The organism is Corynebacterium hindlerae (assembly GCF_014117265.1).
GTDB classification, from domain to species: Bacteria; Actinomycetota; Actinomycetes; order Mycobacteriales; family Mycobacteriaceae; genus Corynebacterium; species Corynebacterium hindlerae.
This window is the reverse complement of record NZ_CP059833.1, coordinates 1006604-1026490: the sequence shown is the minus strand read 5'-3', so window position 1 is coordinate 1026490 and position 19887 is coordinate 1006604. Positions and strand designations below refer to the sequence as shown.

Genomic DNA, 19887 nt, shown 5'->3' with positions numbered 1-19887 from the left:
CGTGCAACTATGACTGTTGGCTACCTTGTTTACCCTGATCTGACGAGCCGAAAGATCGAGTTCGAGATCGACCAAGCATCCCAGTTCCTGGGGCGTTTGGACAACGATCGTGTCTCCGTCGCCTTCCAAGAGGACGGCCGCACCCTCGCAGCGCTCTACTCTTCCGATGCCAAGAAAGAAGGAGCAGAACCGAACCCGGTGGCATCAATGGCGAAGAACGAGGCAGCGACAGGCAACTCAGCCTTCTTCACCGACCCCACCACGGCAATCTGCGGGCCAGTGATTTTCGTTGGTGCCGACGGCTCCGACATCACCGATGAAGAAATCACCCACGTCAACGATGGCATTCGCGCCGCGCGCAACTACAAAGACGACGAGCCGGAGGACTACAACCTGTGGCGCGGGGCGGTACTGAACCTGAACCGTTAGAAAGTGTCCGGTGCTGGATTTGGTAATGCAAAACGACTTTTGATCGAGGGAAACGTCACTTTGCATTACCAAATCCGACACGCCAGTTCCTCTGAGTGGATATTCCCTGTCGTTGCAAGCTAGCACTCGCACAGGTAGAGTGCCAGTAGGTTGTTTGGAACACAGTTGTTCACCCGCGACGACGGCTGTGCAGGCATTGCAACCGGCACATCAATCTCAAAGGAGCTCTAATCGTGGCAAACATCAAGCCGCTGGAAGATAAGATTCTGGTCCAGATCAACGAAGCTGAGACCACCACCGCGTCCGGCCTGGTTATCCCTGATTCCGCTAAGGAGAAGCCACAGGAAGCAACCGTCATCGCTGTGGGCGCTGGCCGTTTCGATGAAGATGGCGACCGCATCCCTATGGATGTCAAGGAAGGCGACGTTGTCATCTTCTCCAAGTACGGCGGAACCGAGATCAAGTACCAGGGCCAGGAGTACCTCATCCTGTCCCAGCGTGACGTTCTCGCTGTAATCGAAAAGTAGGTCGCCCGTGCCAAAACTCATCGCATTTGACGAAGAGGCACGCCAGGGCATCCAGGCAGGCGTTGACGCGCTTGCCGACGCAGTCAAGGTCACCCTCGGCCCACGTGGCCGAAACGTGGTCTTGGATAAGCCATTCGGTGGCCCAACCGTCACCAATGACGGCGTGACCATCGCCCGCGAGATCGACCTGGACGAGCCATTCCAGAACCTTGGCGCGCAGCTGGTGAAGTCCGTCGCGGTCAAGACCAACGACATCGCTGGCGATGGCACCACCACTGCAACGCTGTTGGCTCAAGCCATGATTCAGGAGGGCTTGCGCAACGTTGCTGCTGGCGCTAACCCTGTTGAGCTGAACCGCGGTATCGCCGCTGGCGCAGAGAAGGTGGTGGAGCTGCTGCAGGCTCGCGCTACCGAGGTTTCTTCTGCTGCCGAGATCGCCAATGTTGCCACCGTGTCTTCCCGCGACACTGAGATCGGCGACATGGTTGCCGGCGCGATGGAGAAGGTGGGCAAGGACGGCGTCGTGACCGTGGAGGAGTCCCAGTCCATCGAGACTGTCCTCGACGTCACCGAAGGCGTGTCCTTTGAAAAGGGCTTTCTGTCCCCTTACTTCATCACCGACGTTGATGCCCAGCAGGCAGTGCTTGACGACGCCCTGGTCCTCCTTGTCCGCAACAAGATTTCCTCCCTGCCAGACTTCCTGCCAGTGCTGGAGAAGATCGTTGAGTCCGGCAAGCAGGTCCTGATCATCGCCGAGGACATCGACGGCGAGCCACTGCAGATGCTGGTGGTGAACTCCATCCGCAAGACCCTGAAGGTTGTTGCCGTGAAGTCCCCATACTTCGGTGACCGCCGTAAGGCCTTCATGGATGACCTGGCAGTGGTGACGAACGCTACCGTCATCGACCCAGAAGTCGGTATCAACCTGAACGACGCTGACCTGAGCATGTTCGGTTCTGCTCGTCGCATCACCGTGACCAAGGATCAGACCATCATCGTTGATGGCGCTGGTACCGCTGCGGCAGTGGAGGCTCGTCGCGAGCAGATCCGCCGCGAGATCGAGTCCACCGACTCCACCTGGGACAAGGAAAAGGCCGAAGAGCGCCTGGCTAAGCTGTCCGGCGGTATCGCTGTGATCAAGGTCGGCGCAGCCACCGAGACCGAGGTGAACGAGCGCAAGCTCCGTGTCGAAGACGCCATCAATGCGGCCCGCGCCGCTGCTCAGGAGGGCGTGATCGCCGGTGGTGGTTCTGCCCTGGTCCAGATCGCAGCCGAGCTGAAGGACTTTGCCGAGCAGTTCGACGGCGACGCCAAGATCGGTGTCCTGGCACTGTCCCGCGCCCTAGTGAAGCCGGCCTACTGGATCGGCACCAACGCGGGCGTTGACGGCGCAGTTGTTGTTGCTCGCACCGCAGAGCTACCAAATGGTGAAGGTTTCAACGCTGCCACCCTGGAGTACGGGAACCTGCTCGAGCAGGGAATCATCGATCCCGTGAAGGTCACCCACTCCGCAGTGGTGAACGCAACCTCCGTTGCACGGATGGTGCTCACGACCGAAGCGTCGGTTGTGGAGAAGCCAGTTGAGGAGACCCCGGACGTGGGTCACCACCACCATCACCACCACTAGGATTGGTGCTAAAACGCAAAAGGCCTGCTTGCGAGTTGAGATCGCGAGCAGGCCTTATCTTCGCTATAACCAACCTTTCTTGAACATCTCGTGGCATTTTTTGAATTCCTCGTAATTGGAAATCTCGTGTTTTCCAATTATTAATTCGTCGTCTTTCAGGCCTAGGATTTCATCCCGCGTGGCATAAACTGGCTCTTCCGGTTTCAGAGTGCGTAGCTGACCATGGGGTGGGGTTCGGGGTGGCACAACATATAGGGGTCCTGGCCGGTACAAGATGAGAGTTGCGAAGCTTCCATCCAACCGAACCAGGACCCTACTGTGCAGCCTACTACTGGCAACCTCGTCGCCGACACCATCTGCCGCACCGCAGAAATCGGCCTCACGATCACCGGAGCCGCCGACGCCGGAAACATCACCATCATCGACGCCACCCCGGTGGCCGTGAACCACACCTGCCCGGACTGCGGGCACCCCGGGAAGCTGAGGGATCACACCCTGCGCCGGCTCGTTGATCTTCCCGTCGTCGGGTTCCCCACCCGCCTGGACGTCCGCGTCCCCCGCTTTCTGTGCACAGAGCCCTTCTGCTCTAGGAAGATCTTCCAGGCATCCCTGGCCTGCGCGGATGACGGATCCAAGCTCACCCACCGAGTCACCCGCTGGATCCTCCAGCGCCTCGCCATTGACCGGATGAGTGTGTCTGCCACCGCCAAAGTACTCGGTATCGGCTGGGACGTGGTCAACCAGGTCGCACTCGATGCCTGCCGCCAGCTCGTCTACGACGACGCACACCACCTCGACGGCGTGCGCATCCTCGGATTCGATTAGCTCGTCTGGAAACANGAACCGGCCCACACCATCTGGGGTGCCTTCTTCATCGGTGGCTGGGTAACCGAGGGGGCCTTTTTCTTCACCTGTTTCGATCCACTTTTCTAAGATCTTGCCTTCGATAGAGACCACACCGGACAGGGAAGTGTAGATGCGGCCACGTTGGAACATTTGCTTGCGTCCGACCCCGTCGCCGGTGCCGATCTCATCGGAGGTGGGGTAGCCTAGGCGTCCTTGTTCCCAGCCGTTGCGTGCCCAGACGATGGAGTTGTGGGTGGTGACTGACCAGGCTCCGGTATCGGGGTGCCAGTAGATGAACCCGTTGTCGAATTCGGTGCGTTTGCCCACGCCGTCGGGGTTGGTCAGTTCCCCTGATTTGGGTAGCCCTAGGAAGGAGAGGGGTGTTTGTCCTGCCCAGGCGACGGCGAGGGATTCGTATTTGGCTTTAATGGCGCCGCAGACTTGGTGGGGGCGGGGCCAGTAGGTGCGGCAGTTATCTGCTGTCATGGCCCGCAGCTGGGGTTGCTGCTCTTTGGCTTCCATTACTTCGGCTTGGTCGGCTTCGTGTTTGGTGACGGTGCCTGGGAGGGCGATGCGATCCGAGCGCATCTGTCCGTCAATGATCTCTGGTTGTGGTTCGCCGAGGTCGGTGGGGAGGGCGTGTTCGTAGTAGTGGTTGTCGATGTTGTTTTTGTTCATGCCGGGCTCGCTAAAGTCCCAGTCGGAAGTGTCAACATCGTAGATGTCACGCTCTGCAGGGTGGCGCAGCTGCGAAATGTCGGCTGTGACTGTTTCGTTGGCTGATTGATCGATCTCTTGCCCGTGTGCGGGGATCGGGTTAAAGCAAACGGTGGCGAGCACGGCTAGTGTGGCCCCGAGTTTTTTAGTCTGCGTGTCATTGCTTGTCCTTGAATGAGGTAAATCACTGGCAGTGGTAAACGTGGCAACTTCGTGAGTGTTGCCTGTAAGTAAACATAAAGTAATTGGAGTGTGCTGATTGGCAATTTCAGAAAAATTGGCGAAGAGAGGGGAGCAGCCTGCTAGAAATATGTCCGTACTCCGGTAGTGGACGCAGGTGACAGCATGTGTGGATCTTGAACGTTATTAAGGCCTATTGTGTTTTGTGTCTGTGCTGATATTGGATTGACGATGATCGCAGGTCACCCTAATGAAAACCTCTGGCATCGAGGGGTCATCGTCAATCCAAGATCGTCAAAACGCCGAGCAAGAAGCCAGGAAGTCAAGGAACCTGGGCACCAAAGGCTCCCCTGTAGATCTCCCTATCAGCCGTGATCACACATCTCTGACACCCGGCGACAATCCCCCCCGGAGCATGGAAACTGCAGGCTAGATGTAGCGACTATCCCAAAAATAGGGGATTAGCACCAGGCACCCCTCAGGGTGGGTTCTAAAAGCAGAGGCACAGAAGGGATTAAACCACCATGCGACGGTTGCTGCGGCGTGGGCGGAGGAGGAGGTCGCGTTCCGACTCACTGAGGCCACCCCAGATGCCGTACGGCTCGGCCACCTCTAGGGCGTGGCGACGGCACTGGGTGAGCACGGGGCACTCGCGGCAAATCGCTTTCGCGCGGTTTTCGCGTTGGGTTCGGGCCCGTCCGCGTTCCCCGTCTGGGTGGAAGAAAACTGCAGAGTCTTCGCCTCGACATGCGCCGTGAAGCTGCCAATCCCAAAAGTCTGCGTTCGGGCCTGGAAGTTGGCTAGGCTGTGGCATGCTCGATCCTCCTGTGAGCGGCAAACATTACTACGACAGTGATCTTTAATCCCCTGGGTAAACAAAGGGTGTCGGAAAAGATGAGCACGGGTTAACTTGATGCTTTGTTAGGGGAGGAAAACTGTATCTAGCTGCGCAAATCGGGGTAGATTAACTGTAGATGAACTTTTTCTGCGGATGATACGTTCATTACAATTTGCTTACGGATGGCGTGGAAAAACCAGCTGCTTCACGCAAATGGGTAAAAATATAGCGTTGGGCTATAGTCCGAAAGGGTGCCGACGATCAGGCTGGGAAGGTTTAAGACGTGAATGACTTAGAAGCTCAGCTAGTGGAGCTTGTTCCACTGGCTGCTGACGGTGACCGCCGTGCGCTTCAAAAGGTCATCACCCTCATCCACCCACTGATTCTGAGGTACACCCGAGCACGCGTAGGTGGTGGAAAGCACCCAACGGCAGAAGATGTCACTCAGGAAGTTCTGCTTGCGGTGGCGACCTCAATTGGCAACTATGTGGACCGTGGTCGCCCATTTATGGCCTTCGTGTACGGTATCGCCTCCAACAAAGTGGCTGATGCTCACCGCAGCTTTGCGAAAGACCTGTCCAACCCCACAGATGAGATTCCTGATTCTGCGCTAGAACACGAAACTCCAGAAGAGTTTGCCCTGGTCAGCGATGGTAGTAACAGAGTGAGGCTACTTCTCGATTCATTAAATGAGAGGGCACGCGAAATCATTACTCTACGTGTGTTCGTGGGTCTTTCGGCAGAAGAAACTGCCGAAATTATAGGTAGTACTCCGGGTGCGGTCCGAGTAGCTCAACACCGAGCTCTTGCCTCGCTTCGGAAGCAAATGGATGGGCAGGAACATTAAATGACCGATCGTCGTGACGAGAAAGGCGCAGCCGAGCAGTTCGAAGAGCTGTTCGGTACTGACGCTTTCCTCGATGACCTTTCGCGCGGCGTAGATCCGACCGGCGGCACTGATCCGTTGGCGGAGCTGATGCTGACACTGCATCATGAGGTCACGGCACCAATGCCCCCGGCACCAAGCCTGGACGATTTGCTCCCCGAGGAAAACCCAGCAGTTGCATCGTTGGACGCGCACCGCCGTCGTCGTGTCAGCCCATGGATGTCTGGTCTCGTGGGGGCTGCCGCCGCAACGATGCTCATTGCGGGCACTGGTGGTGCCGTGTACAACGCCAGCCCTGGTTCTCCACTCTGGGGAACCAAAACCGCTGTCTTTGGAGAACACGCTGCTGTAGTTGATCTGGCGAGCGCCCTGGAAGAAGTAGACAAGCGTCATTCCGAGGGTGACGTAACCGGCGCTATGGAAGTACTGGAGCAAGCCCGTGTCTTGGCGGACGCTGTCAACGCGCAGGACCGCGAATCGACGCAGCGCGCCATCCAGGCCCTCGAAGCCCGCATCGTTGAGGTGCCGACAACGGTAACGGAATCGGTATCCACCACTACCGTAGAAACGTCCGTCTCCACCTCTACAGAAACGACTACCAAGGAACCCACCGTACCGGCATCGCCAATCTTCATTACGGAAACCGAAACGGTGACAGTCACCGTGGTGCCACCAGTAGCTACGGGTACGCCGACGCCGACGCCGGAGCCGACGCACCCCACTGATGGAGTTACCTCCCCATCAGCCACCCCTACGCCAAAGCACTAAAAGCCAAAAGCCTCGCAGTGATGCGAGGCTTTTTCGTGTGGCCAGAGCGGAGATTTAGCGTACGGATGGGACGATCCGTGGCTTCAAAATCCCATCGGTACGCTAAATTCCGGGAACCTATCTAGCTTCTAGTCCATCCAGGTACCCGAGGCAATAGTCCCACGGTACATACGCTTGCACATCCGGGTTTGCGGATGGTTCGTGCACTGGGCTTTGCTGGCCACTGAGGATGGACCGCATGTTGTCCTTCATGATTTCCCAGTTGTAGTAGTGTGGCTCGGCGCAGTCTTCGCAGAAGAAGAAGATTCCGAGGACGCCGCGGGGCTCCAGGGCTGCCTGGAACTTTTCCAGCAGGGTGAGGTCTTCGAGGACATGGGCGCGCTCATCGATGGTCAGTGGCGGGAAATCATCCTCGGGTTCGAGGAATGATGCGGGATCGTTGGGATCGTCCGCAAAAGGGTCGAGTGGCATTCCTTCAAAGTTCACAGTGCAAACCTTACCGTGAATTAACTTAAAAGCCAGGAACGCACTACTCTAGGAAGCAATTACTTGCTTCGAGGAGGACTAGATGACTGACAATCGCGTAGCGACCGGTGGAGATGATCCAAATAAGGTTGCCCTTGTGGGCCTGACCTTTGATGATGTGCTGCTTATTCCGGATGAGTCCAACGTTATTCCATCCGATGTGGACACCTCCAGCCAACTGACTCGTGAGGTTCGACTCAAGACCCCAATCGTGTCCGCTGCCATGGACACCGTCACCGAGGCCCGCATGGCTATTGCCATGGCTCGCCAGGGCGGTATGGGTGTGCTGCACCGTAACCTTTCCACCGAGGATCAGGCGGAGCAGGTCGAGATCGTGAAGCGCTCCGAGTCCGGCATGGTCACCAACCCGATCACGTGTTCTCCGGAAATGACCATCGGTGAAGTTGACGCGCTGTGCGCCCGCTACCGCATTTCCGGTCTCCCTGTGGTGGATGAGACCGGCAAGCTGGTGGGTATCTGCACCAACCGCGATATGCGTTTCGAAGCGAACATGGACCGCAAGGTCGCTGAAGTCATGACCCCGATGCCGCTCGTGGTGGCTGAGGAAGGTGTCTCCAAGGAAGAAGCACTGGGGCTGCTGTCCGCAAACAAGGTAGAAAAGCTTCCGATCGTCGATAAGCAAGGCAAACTGGTCGGCCTGATCACCGTCAAGGACTTTGTGAAGACCGAGATGTACCCGGATTCCTCCAAGGATGCCTCCGGTCGTCTGCTCGTGGGTGCAGGCATCGGCACCGGCCCGGATTCCTGGGCGCGGGCAGGCGCGCTTGTCGACGCCGGAGTTGATGTCCTCATCGTCGACACCGCACACGCCCACAACCGTGGCGTCCTGGACATGGTCGCCCGCGTGAAGCAAGGATTCGGCGATAAAGTCCAGATCATCGGCGGTAACCTCGCCACCCGTGGCGCCGCTCAGGCCATGATCGACGCTGGCGCTGACGCCATCAAGGTCGGTATTGGTCCAGGTTCCATCTGCACCACTCGTGTGGTCGCCGGCGTGGGCGCACCGCAGATCACCGCCATCATGGAGGCCGCTGCCGCTGCTAAGAAGGCAGGCGTTCCGATCATCGCCGACGGCGGTATGCAGTTCTCTGGCGACATCGCCAAGGCACTGGCAGCTGGCGCATCCACCGTGATGCTCGGCTCCATGCTGGCCGGCACCGCAGAAGCCCCAGGCGAGATTACCGTGGTCAACGGTAAGCAGTACAAGATGTACCGTGGCATGGGCTCCCTCGGCGCTATGCAGGGCCGTGGCCTGACCGGTGAGAAGCGTTCCTACTCCAAGGACCGTTACTTCCAGGCAGATGTGAAGAGCGAAGAGAAGCTGGTGCCAGAAGGCATTGAAGGGCGTGTGCCGTTCCGAGGCAACATTGATTCGATCATCCACCAGCTGGTGGGCGGTCTGCGCGCTGCTATGGGCTACACCGGTTCCGCCACCGTGGAGGAGCTGCAAAACGCCCGCTTCGTCCAGATCACCGCAGCTGGCCTGCGCGAGTCCCACCCACACGACATTCAAATGACTGTCGAAGCACCTAACTACTACATGCGCTAAGGATTCATCGTGCGAGACATTGTCGAAATTGGCATGGGCCGTGAAGCGCGCCGCGCTTTCAGCCTGAACGACATTTCCATCATCCCTTCGCGTCGCACCCGTTCCTCCAAGGACGTAGACACTACCTGGCACATCGACGCGTACACCTTCGACATTCCTTTCATGTCCCACCCGACCGATGCTTTGGCAACGCCAGAGTTCGTCATCGAGATGGACAAGCAGGGTGGCCTCGGAGTGATCAACGCCGAAGGCCTCTGGGGACGCCACGCTGACCTGGAAGGCGCCATCGATCAGGTCGTAACAGCTGCGAAGGACGAGCTGCTGTCCACCGACATCCTCAACTCCAAAGCAATCGCTAAATTGCAGGAGCTGCACGCGGCGCCGTTGGACACTGACTTGCTGTCTGAGCGGATCGCCGAAGTGCGTTCCTCGGGTGCGACGGTGGCAGTGCGAGTGTCGCCGCAGCGGTGTCGTGAACTGGCACCGGTCGTCGTGAAGGCAGGCGCTGAGCTGCTCATCATCCAGGGCACGCTCATCTCCGCGGAGCATGTGCAGGCCGACGGCGAGCCCCTCAACCTGAAGGAGTTCATCGGTAACCTGGACGTTCCGGTAATCGCCGGTGGCGTGGGCGACTACACTACCGCGATGCACCTCATGCGTGCCGGTGCTGCTGGAATTATCGTCGGCGGCGGTGACAACACGAACGTCACCGCCCTCGGGCTGGAAACCCCGATGGCTACTGCCATTGCCGACGCCGCAGCCGCGCGACGTGAGTACCTGGATGAAACGGGTGGTCGCTACGTGCACATCATCGCGGATGGTGAGATTGAAACGTCTGGTGACGTCGTGAAGGCCATTGCTTGTGGCGCTGACGCCGTTGCGCTGGGCGCCCCACTCTCGCAGGCCGCAGAAGCAGCCGGCAAGGGTTACTACTGGCCAGCAGTGGCCGCGCACCCACGGTTCCCACGAGGCGTGGTGTCCGCAGAATACCTGGAAGACACCCCTGCGCCATCCCTGGAGGTTGTGCTGCACGGCCCATCTACCGATGCATTCGGCCACCTCAACTTCGTCGGTGGTTTGCGTCGCGCACTGGCCAAGTGTGGTTACACGGATCTCAAGAGCTTCCAAAAGGTAGCGCTCGGGGTTCGTTAACCCCACCTCGCTTTAACCAAGGCAGCCAGCATTCCTGTTGGCTGCCTTTTTGGTTCGCCCCAGGGTAGTCGCGTCCACATGTCCACGTGGGCTAAACTGCAGGTGTGACTCAACATCGCCCAGTACTCGTCGTCGATTTCGGCGCCCAATATGCCCAGCTCATTGCGCGACGTGTGCGTGAAGCCCGGATCTACTCTGAGGTTGTTCCACACACGGCCAGCATTGAGGAAATTACCGCTAAGAACCCGTCTGCGCTGATTCTGTCTGGCGGACCGTCCTCCGTCTACGAGGACGGCGCGCCGAAGATCGACCCGGGCGTGTTCGAGCTCGGACTGCCGGTCTTTGGCATCTGCTACGGCTTCCAAACCATGACTCACGCCCTCGGTGGCGTTGTCGCCAACACGGGTAACCGTGAGTACGGGCGCACCGACATGTCTGTCACCGGTGGTATCCTCCACGCAGGTTTCGAGCAGACACACAAGGTGTGGATGTCACACGGCGATGCCGTGCATGAAGCCCCTGAAGGTTTCACTGTCACTGCGAAATCCGCTGGTGCGCCGGTTGCGGCGTTTGAGTGCGTCGAAAAGCGGATGGCTGGTGTGCAGTACCACCCAGAGGTCATGCACTCGCCACATGGCCAAGAAGTGCTGGTCAAGTTCCTCACTGAGATCGCTGGCCTGGAGCAGGATTGGACCCCGGCTAACATTGCTGAGGAGCTCATCGTCGCGGTGAAGGAGCAGGTTGGCCCAGAGGGGCGCGCGATCTGTGGCCTGTCCGGCGGTGTGGATTCTGCGGTGGCTGCCGCCCTGGTGCAGCGCGCCATCGGGGACCGCCTGACCTGTGTGTTTGTTGACCACGGTCTGCTGCGCGCGGGCGAACGCGAGCAGGTGGAGAAGGACTTCGTGGCCGCAACCGGTGCGCGGTTGGTGACTGTGGATGAGCGCGCTGCGTTCCTTTCCAAGCTCGCCGGTGTGACCGAGCCGGAAGCCAAGCGTAAGGCCATCGGTGCGGAGTTCATTCGTTCCTTCGAGCGCGCCGTCGCTTCGGTGCTGGAAGGCCAGGACGTGGGCTACCTGGTGCAAGGCACCCTGTACCCGGACGTCGTCGAGTCCGGGGGCGGCGCCGGCACCGCGAACATCAAGAGCCACCACAACGTCGGTGGCCTGCCTGACGACGTCGAATTTGAACTCGTCGAGCCACTGCGCCTGCTGTTCAAGGACGAGGTCCGCGCCGTCGGCCGTGAGCTGGGCCTGCCAGAAGAAATCGTGAACCGCCAGCCGTTCCCAGGCCCAGGCCTGGGCATTCGCATCATCGGTGAAGTCACCGAAGAGCGCCTCCAAACTCTGCGCGCCGCTGACCTGATCGCCCGCACTGAGCTCACCGCAGCCGGCCTGGACAACGAAATTTGGCAGTGCCCCGTCGTGCTGCTTGCCGACGTCCGTTCCGTCGGCGTCCAAGGCGACGGCCGCACCTATGGCCACCCGATCGTGCTGCGCCCAGTGTCTTCCGAGGACGCGATGACCGCTGACTGGACCCGTCTGCCTTACGACGTTCTGGAGAAAATTTCCACCCGCATTACCAACGAAGTCCCGGATGTGAACCGAGTGGTGCTGGACTGCACCTCCAAGCCTCCGGGAACCATCGAGTGGGAGTAACGTTCGAATAAGCGCCCCGTGGCCAGTGCCCGGGGCGCTTGTTTGTGCTTTCACTTGATAGCGATTCGGTGCGCGGATTAAATCCCTACGCCTTCCCGTCACGTTTACCTAGGTAAATACACCGGGAAGGCGTAGGGATTTGTTCGCCAGCACCAATCGCTATCCGCGAGCGGCCACTAGTTGATGTTCAGTTCACCACCGTTGCTGATGACTTTGACGGTGAGGGTTTTGCCGTCGGCATCGAGGTTGTAGATCTCTTCGCCTTGAGCGAGCGGATCGGTCTTGTCGCTGTGCCTGATTCGGACACGAGTGTCATCTGGCAAGGTGAGGTTGAGGTCACCGGAGCCGTGGGTGATAGTGACGGTTCGCTTCTCATCGAGTGGACCCACATTGGACAGGTCGAAGTCGACGTCGTTGTCTCCGAACTCATGGTGTCGTTTCAGGTTGCCGACGTTAGCAACATAGACGTCACGGTCTTCTTTGCTGTCTTCGAATGCTGGTTCGCCGCTGACATAGTCGTCGTTCATGGCCGCCAGGACGGTGCCGCCAAATGTGGCGACTCCTGCGATGGCGAGGATGAAAGCCAGCGCGATGCCGATGAGGATACGGAAGACCCATTTGAGCGGGTTGCTGCTTTTCGCTGCGTAGGTGGAGGCGTTGGGGTCCGGAAGGTCCCAGGCAAACGGTGCTGCGCCAAGTGGGTCCCAAGATGGAGGAGTGCGGTCGTTGTTGTCGTTGTTCATGATTCCTGCTTTCTGAAAAACTTAGGCGATGGGGGCGCGCTTGTGGAGGAGGTACCAGACACCGAAGGTGACGGCGAAGGTGATGAAGGTGGAGCTGCCGATAAGCGCGATGAGGCTGGTTCCTACCGTGCCCAGGCCCAATACGAGGACAGCTACCAGGAGCCACCAGCCGAGGCGCTGCTCTGCGGGGGCGTGCCCACCACCTGGTTTGATTGCGGCTTCGATGGGGGAGAGCTGGCAGTCTGGGCGCCGCATGATCAGCCATGCGATGAGGTAGGCGAGCACACCACCGCCGAAGAACGCGGCCAAGAGAAAATAGATCCGGACGAGTGTGACGTCTACCTGGTAGCGGGCGGAGATGCCTTCGCAGACACCGGCGATTTTCGCGTCACCGTAGATGCCTTTCGGGAGGCGCAGTGGGCGCTGCGCCCACATCTGTTCAAAGCTTGGGGAAAACTGTTCTGTCCCTGGTTGTGTCGTTGTCATGCTTTTATTGTGGCTGCTCAGGCACCCTAAATACATCGGGGTTTGTCCTGATTTAGCCCTGAACTTAAAACGTCAGGGTTACCTTTTTGAGCCCACGCATGCTTGTCGACGCCTCCCCCCTAGCGCGAAAAGGCCCCGCCGGTGCGGGGCCCAAGGTGTGCAGCGATTGGAGTTAGTAGCCGATGTAGACATCACCGATACCGCTGGTGATGTTGACGGTGAGCATGTGGCCGTCGCCTTGGTTGTAGAGTCCAGAGACGCAGTTGGACTCTCCGACGCGGTATTTGCTGACGCTGGTGTGGCACTGGAGTTGCACCGGAACGTCTTTAGGCAGCGTGAGATCAAGGTCGCCTAGATCGTGGGTGACGGTCACGGTGCGGTCATTCGGTAATGGACCGAGTTGGCTGAGATCTAGGTTGAGATCGCCGATGCCGTTATCGTAAGACTCTTGCAATTCATCAGGGGAGTTGACGACGATGAGCGCGGAGGCCGGCTCTGACATGGTGTCCACAATGCGGCCGCTAAACATGCTGGCCAGTGCCGTGCATCCCAAGATAATGACAGCGCCTGCGATCCATATCCAGCCGTGCGACTTCTTTTTCGGGGCGGGAGGCGGCGTAGCTGCGCCGGGCTCTGGCAGATGCCACAGCGAAGGGACCGCGCCGAGCGGATCCCACGCTGGTGGGGTAGGCATTTCAAACCCAGGTGCGGGGTGGATCAACGCGGTATCAACCTTCGGCGGCGTTGGTTGTTTGGTGTGTAGGAAATACCAGGCGCCGAACGCCAATCCTAATGAGACAAGGGAAGTTCCGCTGAGGAAATCACCGCTCGTGCTGGTGGCGCTAAACCCGAAAATAACGAGGGCGATAAGGAGCCACCACCCGGTTTCTTTTTCCTTTTTGTATTCGTCGCCGAGGTTTTTAATCATGGCTTCGATGGGGGAATATTGCGTCGAGAAGCGTGGCATGATGAGCCATGCCACCAGGTAGACGCCGAGCCCTCCTCCCGCCAAGCCAGCGGCTACGAATAGGATGCGGATAAGCGTCGGGTCGATCTGGTAGCGAACACCGATGCCTTCACAGACACCGGCGATTTTTGCATTGCCCCCTTGGCTGGAAGGGATGCGGGCAGGGCGGGTCTCCCACATGGCATTAATAGTCTGTGTATTCATACTTTTATGATCCCGCAAAACAAGGAAGAAAACATCAGGGTTTCCACTGATTTCAAAAAGATAAAAGCGTGCGAAGATAGCAGTCATGATGTACCCCAAGTTTTATCGCCCGCGGAAGCGTGTTGTTGGCGGCGTGGCGTCTGGTTTGGCTGTTCACCTTGATGTTGACGTGCTGACCGTGCGCCTGGTGCTGCTGGTGTCGTGTCTTCTTGGTGGCATGGGGCTGGCATTTTATATGGGCACCTGGATGTTGACGAAGCCGTCCCCGGTGGGACAAGAACCGGAAGTGCCGACCAAAACGGAGATCCCGCGGCTCGTCAACCTCGGGATTGTGGTGCTGGGCATGGCAGCGGCGGTGCTCAGCTTGTCAGTGCTGACAGGCTTCGAGGGTTCCTCGTTGATCCCGCTGCTGGTGGTGGGCGTTGGTGCGTTAGTGGCGTGGCGGGCCTACGACCAAGGAGTGGAATCGCTCGCGCAACCCAAGAATGCGGTCTCTATTTTCGGGGGCATGAGCTTGGTGCTGCTCGGAATTTTTGTCGTGGCGGTGAACTGGGCTGATCCTGCGTTGTTCGTAGCGACGATCGTGGCGGTGATGGTAACCCTGTTAGGCGCCGCGGTGCTGGCGATTCCGCTGCTGCTGCGTATGTGGCAGCGCCTCACCGAGGAACGCGATGAGAAAGCCAAAGCGGAAGAACGTGCCGAGATCGCGTCCCGCATCCACGATTCGGTGCTGCAAACGCTCGCCCTGATTCAGAAACGCGCCGAAGACTCCGCCGAGGTCGCGCGGTTGGCGCGGGGACAGGAACGCGAACTACGGCAGTGGCTTTTCGACGGCAAAACCTCCTCTTCTAGTACCGTCTCCCAAGCCCTGGAATTAGCAGCCGGCGAAGTGGAAGATATGTACGGGATCCGTATTGCCCCGGTGACGGTGGGGGACGCTCCGATCACTGATGAAACACAAGCTGCCGTGCTGGCGGCTCGTGAAGCCATGGTCAATGCGGCGAAGCACGCACAGGTGACGAACCTCGACGTGTACTGCGAGGTCTTTGGGGATGTGGAGATTTTCGTCCGGGACCGCGGGGTAGGCTTCGATCCTTCCCAGGTAGCTCCTTCCCGGCACGGACTGCAAGACTCCATTTGCGGTCGCGTGGAGCGCGCCGGGGGTGAGGTGTTTGTGAAGACGGCGCCTGGTGAAGGCACTGAAATACATATCCAGATGCCAGTAGACTCGGAGGCATGATACGTGTCTTTCTTGTTGATGATCACTCCGTCTTCCGCTCCGGTGTCCGCGCGGAGATTTCCGGGCAGGTGGATATCGTCGGCGAGGCAGGCAGCGTAGCGGAGGCTGTCGAGGGGATTTCACGCACAAATCCGGATGTTGTGCTCCTCGATGTGCACATGCCCGACGGCGGTGGCCTCGCAGTGATCGCCGGCGCCCCCACCCCGCGCTACCTGGCGTTATCCGTATCCGATGCCGCTGAGGACGTGATTTCCGTGATCCGCGCTGGCGCCCGCGGGTACGTCACCAAATCAATCAACGGCGCCGAGCTTGTCGACGCCATCCGCCGAGTCCACGAAGGCGACGCAGTGTTCTCGCCACGCCTCGCAGGTTTTGTTCTCGATGCCTTTGCCACCCCTGATGCGCACGCGGGAGCAGGTGTAGTAGACGAACCGGCCGAGCAGCCAGAGCTAGTTGACGCACTGACCCGCCGAGAGCTGGAAGTATTGCGCTTGCTGGCCCGCGGTTACACCTACAAAGAAATCGCCGCCGAGCTGTTTATCTCCATTAAGACAGTAGAGACCCACTCTTCGAACATTCTGCGCAAGACCCAGCAATCGAACCGGCATGCGCTGACGCGGTGGGCGCAACGGTATGACCTCGCCTGAGAAGGTTTGAAATGGACAGAGGTTTTGTTAGCCGTCATGAAACCGTGCGCTCTCGGCTTGACGAGCGCCACAACGACCCGCAATACTGTTACCCATGGAGGGAACAAGCGTTCGAAAAATTGTGGCGGGTGAGCTCTCGACGCTAAGTCGGGAGGATCGCATCGCCACTCTTCGGGCGCGCATGGAAGCCGTAGGGGCGGCGCCCAGGCCAGAGCTTCCGGAAGAACAGGGGATACCTGCCCCGCCGACGCTTCAGCTAACCTTCCCGCGTCGCGCGGTGGTGCACTGCACGGATACTCCCGCTTTTGTGGTTGAGATCATTCGAGCAGCGGTGCAGGAAGGAAATTCTGTTGCTGTGGTGGGCTGGCCAGAGCTGCTGCTGTCGGATGTTGCGCAGTCGCTGCCCAACGTAGTCACAGTCCCTGACCCGGGCCCGGATCCGCTGAATACCGTGGCCGTGCTGACTGAGGGGATGGATGTGGTGATTTACCGGGCAGAGGCGCCCCAGGAATTGTCGCCAGTGCGGGCACGCCCGCTGTTGGGCAAGGTGCGTAACGGCAACGCTGCGGTGCTGCTTGTGAATCTTACGAGCCCGTCCCCGCACCTGACACTGACGGCTAAAGTGACGCGTTTTCATGGTATCGGTCCTGGTACAGGCCGGATTCGTGGCCTGGAAATTGACGTCGAGATAACAACAAAAATGGGGCGCCGCGTCCAAAAGCTCACGGTGGGTGAGGCGCAGTCGCATTTGCGGGTGGTGTAAATGCGGGTCATGGCGGTGTGGTTTCCGGACTGGCCAACCCATGCGGCTGGGGTGGACGCCGTGGTGAAGCAGCATCGCATCAAAGCCTGCAGTTCGCGGGCTCGATCCCAGGGGCTGCGTCGGGGGATGCGGGTGCGGGAGGCGCAAGCATTGTGGCCTCAGGTGGCGCTCGCAGAATGGGATGAGGACCGGGATGCGCGAGAGTTTGAACCGGTGTTGCGGGAACTGGAAGAGGTGACACCGAGCGTGGAGGTGCTGCGGCCAGGCCTGGCGGTGGTAGCTGCTGATGTGGCGGCACGGTTTTATGGCGGCGAAGAACAGGCGGTGCAGTTATTGGCGGACGCGGCAGCGCTGCGGGGAGTGGACTGCATGGTGGGGGTTGCTGATGAGATTACGACAGCTCTGATTGCTGCCCGTGCGGGGACAGCGGTTGCACCTGGTGCCAGTACCCAGTTTTTGCGCAAGCAGCCGTTATCGGTGCTGCGGGCGGAAGAGGCGTTGGGGTGCGATCCGGAGGTGGTGCGGGGTTTTGAGGGATTGGGCGTCGTGAAGCTTGGCGAGCTGGCTGCGTTGCCTGCCGCTGCGGTGGCGACCCGGTTTGGGCGCGCCGGGCTGCACTGCCGACGGGTGGCGAGCGCCCAAGAGATGCGGAAGGTCGCGCCGGAGTTGCCGACCGCGGAGCTGCGGGTAGAGCTTACCCCAGAGGAGCTGATTACCCGGGTGGATGAGGCCGCGTTTGTGGCGCGCACGTTGGCGGTGACGCTGCATGATAAGTTGCGCCAGGCGGGCGTGGTGTGTCAGCGACTGAGGGTTATTGCAGAGTTTGACGTGCAGCTGGAACGAGTGTGGCGTACTCGGGAGGCGCTTACGGAGCAGGCGACGGCGGACCGAGTGCGGTGGCAACTGGACGGGTGGCTGACGAGCCGTGAACTGCCGGGTATTCGTACGCTCGCGCTGGAGCCGGTTGAGGTGACCGCCCCCGGCAACGATGCAGGGCTGTGGGGCGGTTCCGGGGAGCGTGCGGCGCAGGTGCGCCGGGTGGTGTCGCGGGTGCAGTCGATGCTGGGGACAGATGCGGTGCTCCAACCGCGGGCCGTGGGTGGTCGGGGTCCCGCGGAGTGTGTCGAACTGGTGCCCTACGGGGAAGAGGCGGCCCCTGCGCGTGCGGATGGGCCCTGGCTGGGGGCGATTCCCTCACCACGCCCGGCGCGCAGCGTCACGCACCCGGCCGCAACGTTGCAGCTTATCGACGCCACCGGCTCCGATGTGTACGTCACTGCGGATGCGGTTCTCAACACACAGCCGGCATGGTTGGTGCGTGGTGGCCGGAAGTTTCCCGTCACCGCGTGGGCGGGGCCGTGGCCCGTGGACGAGCGCTGGTGGGAGGAAACCGGGCGGAGGTATGCGCGCCTGCAGCTAGTGGCGCAGTATGACGACGCCCCGCGAGCTTTGTTGTTGCTGTGGCTCGCGGGGCGGTGGCGGGTAGAAGCTACCTACGATTAGTTCTGTTCGAAGTCGATGACGAGTCGCTTCGGGTCTTCCAGGAAGGAGACCGAGTACGGACGAGGCGCACCATTGAGTCCGATGATGAACTGGGAGCGGCCTTCAAACGTGCCACCGGAGACGACCTCATTCACGGCAGGGCCTGCGCCCTTGACGGGAGTGAGTTCTTGTTCGGGAACGCCAATTTCGAAGGGGTAGGTGGTGCCGTCGATGTTGACGTTGAGGAAAGAATCTCCGCTCACCGGAAGGTCTTGTCCGCTGGCCTGCTGTTGCGGGGTGGGGATGTAATCCACATGCCAGCCAGGGGTGCCTTCGCCCGTGAACTCGACTACCACGCGATCAAAGCTCTTGTGGGTGCCGGCGCGCATCGCGACGGGGACGAGCTTGGCGGGAGCTTCCATTGCGTGAGTTTTCATCGTCGGGTCTGTCTTGCCCAGTGGGGAGAGATCCGTAGATTCTGGGGCGGGGGAGGGGGTGCTATCGGTTGCTAGCGAGTGCTTTTGGATGTTGGTGGGCCCGCCAGACGATGTTTCGGTTGTGCCGCATGCAGTCAGGCCGATAGCGGCCAGGCTGACAGCTGCCACGAGAGCTGTGCTGCGGGCATAACGAAAAATGGCATTCATGTATCTACCGTATCTAGAGGGGCCTATCAAAAGATAATTATCGGCGGAATCGTTGCCAAACAGTAATAACATCAGACACTTGAGTAACAGGTTAGGTAATCCTTAGCGAACAGGCTAGTCTGGTGCCATGAACGCCGATGTTTTTTGCTCTACGGGACGTGCGGAACCGCTGCCGGGGACCGCAAAAACGGGAAAGATATTCCTCGCCATCGAGCATGCACACGGCTGGGGCCACGATGTCATGGACGGTGACGCCTTCGGACCAGAGATCACAGAGCAGTTGGCTTCCTACCTGAAGAGAATGGGTGCCACGGTCCAGCTGATCCGCAAAGCGGGCAGAGAAGGACAGCAACGCGCCAACACAACAGTGTTCATCGCTTTTACAGAAGTAGGAGTGGTAGAAAAACTGATGATCTCGGATATCTCGCAGTTGTGGGATATCGATATTTCCGCACCGGGGCGCTCAGGCGGGGAAGAGGTGGATCACCCCGTGGTGCTGGTGTGTACGCACGGCAAACGGGACCGGTGCTGCGCGCTCAAGGGGCGCCCGCTTGCTGCCGACCTGACCTGTGCCTTCGACGGCGACATCATTTGGGAATCCTCCCACACCAAAGGCCACCGCTTTGCGCCGTCGATCATCACCTTGCCGTGGGGCTACTCCTATGGTCGGCTCAACTCCTCGGCCGCGATCGACATGGTGCGCCACCTGCAACGGGGCGAGCTTTTCCTGCCAGGGAATCGGGGGCGCAGTTGCTGCACCAAGACAGAGCAAGTCGCGGAACTCGCGGTGGCCACGGAGCTCGTGGCAGCCGGTGAGCGTGTGATGATGGGTGCGCTCCAGGCCAGCGGGCAGAGGGTGACCCACCCCGACGGGCGGACGTGGGACATTACTTTCGCGAAAAAAGAAGTTCCCAATGTGATTTCCTCGTGCGGTGAGCCGCCAAAAACCGGGAAAGCTGTGGTGGTCGATAGGATAAAGCAGGTAATTTAA

20 protein-coding genes and 1 pseudogene are annotated in these 19887 nt (G+C 59.6%); 14 read left to right on the top strand and 7 right to left on the bottom strand.

What is annotated here, in order from left to right; translation table 11 throughout:
* Nucleotides 1-9: 9 nt before the first annotated feature.
* The 4 genes and pseudogenes from HW450_RS04985 to HW450_RS12970 all read left to right on the top strand — a co-directional run.
* On the top strand, nucleotides 10-429 hold the full coding sequence (locus tag HW450_RS04985; protein WP_182386888.1) for a hypothetical protein: 420 nt from the start codon (nucleotides 10-12) through the stop codon (nucleotides 427-429).
* Nucleotides 430-662: 233 nt separating this feature from the next.
* Nucleotides 663-956: a co-chaperone GroES gene (groES, locus tag HW450_RS04980; protein ID WP_156193160.1), complete on the top strand. Its 294-nt coding sequence runs from the start codon at nucleotides 663-665 to the stop codon at nucleotides 954-956.
* Between the two features lie 7 nt (nucleotides 957-963).
* Nucleotides 964-2583 (top strand): chaperonin GroEL, encoded by a 1620-nt coding sequence (gene groL, locus HW450_RS04975; RefSeq protein ID WP_182386887.1) that lies wholly within the window; start codon nucleotides 964-966, stop codon nucleotides 2581-2583.
* 318 nt (nucleotides 2584-2901) lie between these two features.
* A pseudogene (locus HW450_RS12970) lies at nucleotides 2902-3405 on the top strand (transposase family protein); the annotation flags it as partial.
* An 18-nt stretch (nucleotides 3406-3423) separates the two neighbouring features.
* Here HW450_RS12970 and HW450_RS12965 read toward each other — a convergent pair.
* Both HW450_RS12965 and HW450_RS04965 read right to left on the bottom strand, forming a co-directional pair.
* On the bottom strand, nucleotides 3424-4269 hold an 846-nt coding region (locus HW450_RS12965), incomplete at its 3' end, for an LGFP repeat-containing protein (RefSeq protein WP_407926275.1).
* Nucleotides 4270-4840: 571 nt separating this feature from the next.
* Nucleotides 4841-5140, bottom strand: a complete 300-nt coding sequence (locus HW450_RS04965) for a WhiB family transcriptional regulator (protein ID WP_182386885.1) — start codon at nucleotides 5138-5140, stop codon at nucleotides 4841-4843.
* A gap of 307 nt (nucleotides 5141-5447) precedes the next feature.
* Here HW450_RS04965 and HW450_RS04960 point away from each other — a divergent pair, with 307 nt between their 5' ends.
* A complete protein-coding gene (locus HW450_RS04960; RefSeq protein WP_182386884.1) occupies nucleotides 5448-6011 on the top strand; it encodes a sigma-70 family RNA polymerase sigma factor in 564 nt (187 codons plus the stop codon).
* Nucleotides 6012-6818 (top strand): hypothetical protein, encoded by an 807-nt coding sequence (locus tag HW450_RS04955; protein ID WP_182386883.1) that lies wholly within the window; start codon nucleotides 6012-6014, stop codon nucleotides 6816-6818.
* Nucleotides 6819-6935: 117 nt separating this feature from the next.
* Here the strand turns inward: HW450_RS04955 and HW450_RS04950 are convergent, their stop codons facing one another.
* Nucleotides 6936-7304 carry a DUF5319 domain-containing protein gene (locus HW450_RS04950; RefSeq protein WP_182386882.1) on the bottom strand — a complete coding sequence of 123 codons (369 nt, stop codon included), beginning with the start codon at nucleotides 7302-7304 and terminating at the stop codon, nucleotides 6936-6938.
* Nucleotides 7305-7386: 82 nt separating this feature from the next.
* On the opposite strand from HW450_RS04950, the gene guaB reads away from it, so the two are divergent.
* The 3 genes from guaB (at nucleotide 7387) to guaA (ending at nucleotide 11720) form a co-directional block, all read left to right on the top strand.
* A complete protein-coding gene (gene guaB, locus HW450_RS04945; protein ID WP_182386881.1) occupies nucleotides 7387-8913 on the top strand; it encodes an IMP dehydrogenase in 1527 nt (508 codons plus the stop codon).
* Between the two features lie 9 nt (nucleotides 8914-8922).
* Nucleotides 8923-10065 (top strand): GuaB3 family IMP dehydrogenase-related protein, encoded by a 1143-nt coding sequence (locus tag HW450_RS04940; RefSeq protein WP_182386880.1) that lies wholly within the window; start codon nucleotides 8923-8925, stop codon nucleotides 10063-10065.
* A 104-nt stretch (nucleotides 10066-10169) separates the two neighbouring features.
* Entirely contained in the window at nucleotides 10170-11720 is a 1551-nt protein-coding gene (gene guaA, locus HW450_RS04935; protein ID WP_182386879.1) for a glutamine-hydrolyzing GMP synthase, read from the top strand.
* A gap of 176 nt (nucleotides 11721-11896) precedes the next feature.
* Here the strand turns inward: guaA and HW450_RS04930 are convergent, their stop codons facing one another.
* The 3 genes from HW450_RS04930 to HW450_RS04920 form a co-directional block, all read right to left on the bottom strand.
* Nucleotides 11897-12463, bottom strand: coding sequence for a hypothetical protein (locus HW450_RS04930; protein ID WP_182386878.1), 567 nt, complete (start codon nucleotides 12461-12463; stop codon nucleotides 11897-11899).
* A 21-nt stretch (nucleotides 12464-12484) separates the two neighbouring features.
* Nucleotides 12485-12949 (bottom strand): PspC domain-containing protein, encoded by a 465-nt coding sequence (locus tag HW450_RS04925; protein WP_182386877.1) that lies wholly within the window; start codon nucleotides 12947-12949, stop codon nucleotides 12485-12487.
* A 172-nt stretch (nucleotides 12950-13121) separates the two neighbouring features.
* Nucleotides 13122-14120, bottom strand: coding sequence for a PspC domain-containing protein (locus HW450_RS04920; protein ID WP_182386876.1), 999 nt, complete (start codon nucleotides 14118-14120; stop codon nucleotides 13122-13124).
* An 85-nt stretch (nucleotides 14121-14205) separates the two neighbouring features.
* On the opposite strand from HW450_RS04920, the gene HW450_RS04915 reads away from it, so the two are divergent.
* The 4 genes from HW450_RS04915 (at nucleotide 14206) to HW450_RS04900 (ending at nucleotide 18273) form a co-directional block, all read left to right on the top strand.
* Nucleotides 14206-15360 carry an ATP-binding protein gene (locus HW450_RS04915; RefSeq protein WP_182386875.1) on the top strand — a complete coding sequence of 385 codons (1155 nt, stop codon included), beginning with the start codon at nucleotides 14206-14208 and terminating at the stop codon, nucleotides 15358-15360.
* Nucleotides 15360-16007, top strand: a complete 648-nt coding sequence (locus tag HW450_RS04910) for a LuxR C-terminal-related transcriptional regulator (RefSeq protein ID WP_182387358.1) — start codon at nucleotides 15360-15362, stop codon at nucleotides 16005-16007. The genes HW450_RS04915 and HW450_RS04910 overlap by 1 nt, the downstream gene beginning before the upstream one ends.
* A gap of 94 nt (nucleotides 16008-16101) precedes the next feature.
* On the top strand, nucleotides 16102-16770 hold the full coding sequence (locus HW450_RS04905; RefSeq protein ID WP_182386874.1) for a hypothetical protein: 669 nt from the start codon (nucleotides 16102-16104) through the stop codon (nucleotides 16768-16770).
* A 9-nt stretch (nucleotides 16771-16779) separates the two neighbouring features.
* Nucleotides 16780-18273 carry a Y-family DNA polymerase gene (locus tag HW450_RS04900; protein WP_331251790.1) on the top strand — a complete coding sequence of 498 codons (1494 nt, stop codon included), beginning with the start codon at nucleotides 16780-16782 and terminating at the stop codon, nucleotides 18271-18273.
* On the opposite strand, the gene HW450_RS04895 is transcribed toward HW450_RS04900, so the two are convergent.
* Nucleotides 18270-18896, bottom strand: coding sequence for an AMIN-like domain-containing (lipo)protein (locus tag HW450_RS04895; protein WP_232843337.1), 627 nt, complete (start codon nucleotides 18894-18896; stop codon nucleotides 18270-18272). The two genes, HW450_RS04900 and HW450_RS04895, sit on opposite strands and share 4 nt — an antisense overlap.
* 127 nt (nucleotides 18897-19023) lie before the next feature.
* Here HW450_RS04895 and HW450_RS04890 point away from each other — a divergent pair, with 127 nt between their 5' ends.
* A complete protein-coding gene (locus HW450_RS04890) occupies nucleotides 19024-19887 on the top strand; it encodes a sucrase ferredoxin (protein WP_182386872.1) in 864 nt (287 codons plus the stop codon).

What these genes read in the sequence shown, in the direction of transcription:
- HW450_RS04895 (WP_232843337.1), bottom strand. Translation starts at nt 18,896, where the DNA reads ATGAATGCCATTTTTCGTTATGCCCGCAGCACAGCTCTCGTGGCAGCT.
- guaB (WP_182386881.1), top strand. Translation starts at nt 7,387, where the DNA reads ATGACTGACAATCGCGTAGCGACCGGTGGAGATGATCCAAATAAGGTT.
- HW450_RS04925 (WP_182386877.1), bottom strand. Translation starts at nt 12,949, where the DNA reads ATGACAACGACACAACCAGGGACAGAACAGTTTTCCCCAAGCTTTGAA.
- HW450_RS04920 (WP_182386876.1), bottom strand. Translation starts at nt 14,120, where the DNA reads ATGAATACACAGACTATTAATGCCATGTGGGAGACCCGCCCTGCCCGC.
- HW450_RS04985 (WP_182386888.1), top strand. Translation starts at nt 10, where the DNA reads ATGACTGTTGGCTACCTTGTTTACCCTGATCTGACGAGCCGAAAGATC.
- HW450_RS04890 (WP_182386872.1), top strand. Translation starts at nt 19,024, where the DNA reads ATGAACGCCGATGTTTTTTGCTCTACGGGACGTGCGGAACCGCTGCCG.
- HW450_RS04955 (WP_182386883.1), top strand. Translation starts at nt 6,012, where the DNA reads ATGACCGATCGTCGTGACGAGAAAGGCGCAGCCGAGCAGTTCGAAGAG.
- HW450_RS04900 (WP_331251790.1), top strand. Translation starts at nt 16,780, where the DNA reads ATGGCGGTGTGGTTTCCGGACTGGCCAACCCATGCGGCTGGGGTGGAC.
- HW450_RS04915 (WP_182386875.1), top strand. Translation starts at nt 14,206, where the DNA reads ATGATGTACCCCAAGTTTTATCGCCCGCGGAAGCGTGTTGTTGGCGGC.
- HW450_RS04905 (WP_182386874.1), top strand. Translation starts at nt 16,102, where the DNA reads ATGGAGGGAACAAGCGTTCGAAAAATTGTGGCGGGTGAGCTCTCGACG.
- HW450_RS04930 (WP_182386878.1), bottom strand. Translation starts at nt 12,463, where the DNA reads ATGAACAACGACAACAACGACCGCACTCCTCCATCTTGGGACCCACTT.
- HW450_RS04965 (WP_182386885.1), bottom strand. Translation starts at nt 5,140, where the DNA reads ATGCCACAGCCTAGCCAACTTCCAGGCCCGAACGCAGACTTTTGGGAT.